General features: G+C 68.1%; 5 protein-coding genes. 3 read left to right on the top strand and 2 right to left on the bottom strand.

Translation table 11 applies throughout. From position 1 onward, the window contains the following. Positions 1-154 precede the first annotated feature (154 nt). Entirely contained in the window at positions 155-1504 is a 1350-nt protein-coding gene (locus IQ782_RS29210; RefSeq protein WP_194138177.1) for an aspartate ammonia-lyase, read from the bottom strand. A 212-nt stretch (positions 1505-1716) separates the two neighbouring features. Between IQ782_RS29210 and IQ782_RS29205 the strand changes: the two genes are divergently transcribed. Further along, the gene (locus IQ782_RS29205) at positions 1717-2670 is read left to right on the top strand and encodes an asparaginase domain-containing protein (protein WP_194138176.1); all 954 of its coding nucleotides are present in this window, start codon (positions 1717-1719) and stop codon (positions 2668-2670) included. Positions 2671-2673: 3 nt separating this feature from the next. Here the strand turns inward: IQ782_RS29205 and IQ782_RS29200 are convergent, their stop codons facing one another. Continuing rightward, positions 2674-3486: a helix-turn-helix domain-containing protein gene (locus IQ782_RS29200; RefSeq protein WP_338092671.1), complete on the bottom strand. Its 813-nt coding sequence runs from the start codon at positions 3484-3486 to the stop codon at positions 2674-2676. A 138-nt stretch (positions 3487-3624) separates the two neighbouring features. On the opposite strand from IQ782_RS29200, the gene IQ782_RS29195 reads away from it, so the two are divergent. Both IQ782_RS29195 and IQ782_RS29190 read left to right on the top strand, forming a co-directional pair. Continuing rightward, complete coding sequence (locus IQ782_RS29195; protein WP_194138174.1) at positions 3625-5052, top strand: alanine/glycine:cation symporter family protein; 1428 nt, start codon at positions 3625-3627, stop codon at positions 5050-5052. Positions 5053-5252: 200 nt separating this feature from the next. Then, positions 5253-5780: a hypothetical protein gene (locus IQ782_RS29190; RefSeq protein WP_194138173.1), complete on the top strand. Its 528-nt coding sequence runs from the start codon at positions 5253-5255 to the stop codon at positions 5778-5780. The last annotated feature ends 155 nt before the right edge of the window (positions 5781-5935 follow it).

Raw genomic sequence — 5935 nt, 5'->3', positions numbered from 1 at the left:
CAGGCTTTGCTCACGTCACGCCACCTGATGACATTCCTGCTTTGCAGACGCGGTGACATTTCAACTTGGTTGCAACATCCGCGCATCTCCGGGCCACGCCCCGCCGCGCGTGCGAAGGACGCTGTCGCGGCGGGGGGATGGGCCTGCGCGCGCGTCAGGACGCCAGCGGCTGCGCGTCGATACCGAGCTCGACAAGCGCCTGCTGCACCGAGACGCCGGTGTTCAGCGCGTGTTTCGCCACCCGCGCCGCGCTTTCGTAGCCGATCTGCGGCACCAGCGAGGTCGCCACCGCGAGGCTGTTCTCGAGCAGGCCCCGGCAGCGGGCCTCGTCGGCCTCGATGCCCAGCACGCAGCGGTCTGTCAGGCAGGCCATGGCGCGCTTGAGGATGCGGATCGACTGGAGGATGTTGAGGATCGCCACCGGCTCCATGGCATTGAGCTGGAGTTGCCCCGCCTCGGCCGCCATGGTCACCGTCAGATCGTTGCCGATCACCTGGTAGGCGACCTGGTTGACCACCTCGGGGATCACCGGGTTGACCTTGCCCGGCATGATCGACGAGCCGGCCTGCACCGCCGGCAGGCGGATCTCGCCGATGCCCGAGCGCGGGCCGGAACTGAGCAGGCGCAGGTCGTTGCAGATCTTCGACAGCTTCACCGCCACCCGCTTGAGAATGCCCGAGAAGGCGACGAAACCGCCAAGGTCGGACGAGGCCTCGACCAGGTCGCGCGCCTGGCGCAGCGGCAGGCCAGAGACCCGGCGCAGCTCTTCCACCGCCACCGCGGCATAGCCGACCGGCGCGTTGACCCCGGTGCCGATGGCCGTGCCGCCGAGGTTCACCTCCATCAGCAGGTCCGACACGTCGCGCAGGCGCTCGATGTCCTCCTCGATCGTGTTGGCAAAGGAGCGGAACTCCTGGCCCAGGGTCATCGGCACGGCATCCTGCAACTGGGTGCGGCCGAGCTTGGGGATGGCGTCGAATTCCGCCGCCTTGGTGGCGAAGGCATCGCGCAGCCGCTGGTGCTCGACCGACAGCCCCTCGAGGCGCTGCAGGATCGCGAGGCGCAGCGCCGTGGGATAGGTGTCGTTGGTCGACTGCGACTTGTTCACGTCGTCATTGGGGTGCAGCTGGGCATAGCTGCCCGGCGGGTGGCCCATGTGGCGCAGCCCGAGGTTTGCGATGACCTCATTGGCGTTCATGTTGGTCGAGGTCCCTGCCCCGCCCTGCATCATGTCGACGATGAAATGCTCGTGGTGCTCGCCGGCCAGCAGCGCGTCGCAGGCAAGGTCGATGGCGCGGGTCTTCTCGGCACTCAGCACGCCGAAACGGTGGTTGGCGGCGGCGGCGGCCTTTTTCACCATGGCAAAGCTGCGCACGAGCTCGGGGAACTCGGAGACCGGCACATCCGAGATCCGGAAGTTGTCGTAGGCGCGCATGGTGTGAATGCCATAGAGCGCATCATCGGGCACATCGTATTGGCCCAGGGAATCGAATTCGGTCCGCATCGTCGGTCCTCCCGTTGACTTCGCGGCGGCGTTTACCGCGCCAAGCTCCGGTGGCAACGTGATTTCTTGCCGGTAGCGCCGCATCTGACGCTGGTTGACGCGACCTGTGGCAAGATCGGCGTCAGGGGCACCCCCCGGCGCATCTGGCCCGCGGCGGGCAACTGGGCGAGACAGGCCCGCGCCCGACGCGCCGTAAAGAGGAAAGGACTCACGTGCGACTTCTGCTGATCCACACCGGCGGTACCATCGGCATGGCCGCCACGACGCAGGGATACGCGCCGCGGGCCGGGGTGATCGAGGACGCGCTGCGGCGGCTCGAGGCCGAGGGGCGCTGCCCGGCCGGGCTGGTGCTGCGCCCGCTCGATCGGCTGATCGACAGCGCCGAGGCGACGCCCGAGGACTGGAACCGCCTGACCCGCCTGCTCGCCGAGGCGCAGGGCGCCTATGACGGCATCGTCGTCACCCATGGCACCGACACGCTGGCCTTCTCCGCCGCGGCGCTGTGCCTGTCGCTGCGCGGTCTGGCGATGCCGGTGATCCTGACCGGCTCGATGCTGCCGCTGACGGTCGCGGGCAGCGATGGCTGGGACAACCTCGCCGACGCGCTGCGGGCCGCGCAGACGGCGGCGCCGGGGGTCTGGGTGCAGTTCGCCGGAAAGCTGCTGCACGGGGCGCGGGTGCGCAAGGCGCATTCGAGCTTCGCCGACGCCTTCGCCGGGGCCGCGGATGCCACCCCGCCGCGCACCCCTGCCGAACGCTTCTCGCCCGCCCTGCTGACGCCGCAGCGCGTCGCCATCCACTCGGTCGCGCCGGGCGGCTGCCTGGAGCTGCTGGACTTTGCCGCGCAGCACTGCGACGGCATCGTGCTGCGCTGCTACGGCTCGGGCACCGCGCCCGACACGCCGCAGATGCGCGCCGCGCTGGCCCGCGCCGCAGAGCGGCAGGTGCCGGTCGTCGCGGTCAGCCAGTCGCCCGAAGGCGGCGTCAGCCTCGGCACCTATGCCGCCGGCGGCGTGCTGCGCGAGGGCGGGGTCATCGACGGCCGCGACATGACCCCCGAGATGGCCTATGCCAAGCTGCACCACGCGCTGTCGGCCCATGCGGAGTTCGCGGCGCGCCGCGCCTATCTCGCGACCCCGGTCTGCGGCGAGATGCACACGGGCTGATCCTCAGGCCAGCGGCGCCTCGATCAGCGGGCCGGGATGCCGCGACCACGAGCCCAGCATCTCGCGCACCTCTTCGGGAATGTCGGGGCTGTCCGGCGCGTAGAGCGCGCTGCGCCGCATGTTCCGGCGCAGGTCGATGTTGTCGCCGAGGTACTCGAAGACGATCTGCGTCGCCGCCGGCGGCCGCGGTGCCCGCGCCGCCACCCCCGAGACCACCCCGGTCAGGTAGCGGATGCGGTTGTTGTAGCTGGGATAGAGGATGATCTGCATCACCTCGTTGCGGGTCAGCGTTTCCATCACCGTCATGAAGATGCGGTCCCCCAGCACGAAGCAGGCGCCCTGATACTTGCAGGTGAACTTCGAGCGCCCCGGCTTGCCGACGTTCTCGATGGTCTTCACGTTGATCCCGAAGGGCGTCTCGTAGATCCGCCCGACCGAGAGCAGGATCTGCCCCGGATGCGACATCGAGTTGTAATAGACGAGGTAGTAGCCGGTGTAGGCCATCAGCGCCCGCTGCGAGTCGAGCCGGATGTCGCCCGCCATGGCCGCGACCACGTTGCGCTCGACCGTCGCGCCGATGCTGCCGGGCCGCAGCCGCACCAGCTCGGCGAACTGCGCGTGCGGCAGCAAGAGCTCGCTCTCGTCCACGCCGAAGAAATCGCACATGCGCTGCATCAGCCGGAGCGAGGGAAATGTCTCGCCCGAGAGGTAGCGATTGAACTGCGAGCGGTTCACACCAAGCTGCCTGCAGACCTCGGCGATGGATCTGTGGTAACTGCACAATAGCCTCAGATTTCGGGGTAAATCGCGCGACATGCGCCCATCCTTCGCTAGTTGGTGCTTTTCCGTATCAATCAGCGTCAGGGGGGCGCAAGCTAGTGAAATGGTATTTCGACCTCTCCTGCCTAGTGTGCGCGCACTTCGCGCTAAATTGACCGCAGAACTGGAGGACACATGGAATTTCTGGAAATGATCTTCGGCAAGATCGGAGATCTTACGTGGGGCTGGTCGCTGATCCCGATCCTGGTGATCTTTGGCTGCTTCATCACCCTGGCGACCGGTTTCGTCCAGTTCCGCTTCTTCGGGCGGATGTTCCGCGTGCTGAGCCGCTCGAACAACTCGGCCGATCCCAGCCGGATCTCGGCGCGCGAGGCGCTGCTGGTTTCGGTCGGCGGCCGCGTCGGCGGCGGCAATATCGCGGGTGTCGCGGTGGCCATCACGCTCGGCGGCCCCGGTGCCGTGTTCTGGATGTGGGCCGTGGCGCTGGTCGGCATGGCCACCAGCCTCGTCGAATGCTCGATCGCCCAGCTCTACAAGCGCCGGGTGGACGAGAAGACGTTCCGCGGCGGCCCGGCGCTGTCGATCATCCACGGCCTCGGCAAGGAATTCCACTGGCTCGCCGTGGTCTACGCGATCTGCCTGATCGCCGCCTTCGGCTTCGGCTTCAACGCCTTCCAGGGCAACACCGTCGCGGGCGCAGTGCAGGACAGCCTCGGCATTGACCGGCTGTGGACCGGCATCGCCCTGTCGCTGATCTCCGGCGCGATCATCTTCGGCGGCATCCACCGCATCGCCAAGGCTTCGGACGTCATCGTGCCGATCATGGCGGTGGGCTACCTGGCGCTGGCACTGCTGGTGATCGTGCTCAACATCACCGAGATCCCCGGCGTCGTCTCCTCGATCGTCCGCAACGCCTTCGGCTTCGAGCAGGCGGTCGGCGGCGGCATGGGCGCGGCCCTGGCGCAGGGCCTGCGGCGCGGGCTGTTCTCCAACGAGGCCGGCCTCGGCTCGGCCCCGAACGTGGCGGCCACCGCCGAGGTCCGCCACCCGATCAGCCAGGGCATCACCCAGTCCTTCTCGGTGTTCATCGACACCATCCTGATCTGCTCGTGCACCGCCTTCATCATCCTGCTGGGCAATGTCTACGTGCCGGGTGCAGAGGGCATCGACGGCGTGGCGCTGACCCAGCAGTCGCTGGTCTCGCACCTGGGGGCCTGGTCGCAGTACTTCCTGACCGGGGCGATCCTGCTCTTCGCCTTCTCGTCGATCATCTACAACTACTACCTCGGCGAGAACGCGCTTTCGGTGCTGTCGAAGAACCCGGTGTCGCTGGTGATCTTCCGCCTGGCGATCATGGCCATCGTCTTCGTCGGCGCGGTCGCGCCCGGAGCGACGGCGGTGTTCTTCTTCTCGGACCCGATGATGGGCGTGCTGGCGCTGGTCAACCTCCTGGTGATCATGATGCTCTTCCCGACGGCGCTGCGCCTGCTGCGCGATTTCCGGACGCAGCTCGCGGCGGGGGTCGACCGGCCGGTGCTGAACCCCGACGCCTATGCCGATCTCGACATCGACCGCGACGCCTGGCGCAACACGATCGAGTGATCTGCGCGCCGGAAGCGCCTGACACCCCCCGTACCACCAGAAGGGGCCGCCATCGCGCGGCCCCTTCGCATTGCGGGGGAGCGGCCGCTCGGCGCATCGCGGCTCTCGTCGCTGCGGGCGGCCGACCCGTGCTTGCATCCCGAAGCCATTCCGGGAGATACCGCGACCAACCCCTTCTCCTTGGCGGACCGACAGTCAGAATGCCCCCGACAGATCACCCCCAGACCGATCACCTCAGGACCGACTGCTCGAAGTGCGCGGCGCTCTGCTGCATCGCGCTGGCCTTCGACAAGGGCAAGGATTTCGCCTTCGACAAGAACCCCGGCGAGCCCTGCCGTAACCTCTCGGGGCACCGCTGCACGATCCACGACAGGCTGACCCAGGAAGGGCTCGCCGGCTGCGTGGCCTATGACTGCCTGGGGGCCGGGAACCGCGTCGTCCAGGAGGTGTTCGGCGGTCGGTCCTGGCAGACCGATCCGCGCCTGACCCGACCCATGATCGAGGCGTTCGCCGCCATGCGCGAGGTCCACATCCGGATCGACATGTTGCGCGCCGCCGAGACCCTGCCGCTGGAGCCGCGCGAGCATCAGACCCGCCGCGACTTCCTCGCCCGCCTCGAGCAGCATCACTGGAGCGGTGCCGAGCTCAACGATTTCGAGGTCGGCCTGGCGCTGGAGATCGACATCTTCTTCCATGCGATCCGCAAGCACCTACCCGCCGGTCGCTGAGGTCACGCCATCCCGCCGTAGCCCATGAAGCCGACGGTCGGGTTGCTGCCATCCGACCCCACCTGGCAACGCCAGGGGGCGCCGCTCGGACCGATCCGCATGTAGACCGAGCTTCTCGCGCCCGAGGCCCGCGATCCCACGACCTTCAGCCTGCC

The sequence above is a fragment of the Salipiger mangrovisoli genome, assembly GCF_015223355.1.
Classification (GTDB): domain Bacteria; phylum Pseudomonadota; class Alphaproteobacteria; order Rhodobacterales; family Rhodobacteraceae; genus Salipiger; species Salipiger mangrovisoli.
The sequence above is the reverse complement of the archived record's forward strand: the minus strand, read 5'-3'. Positions and strand labels throughout refer to the sequence as shown.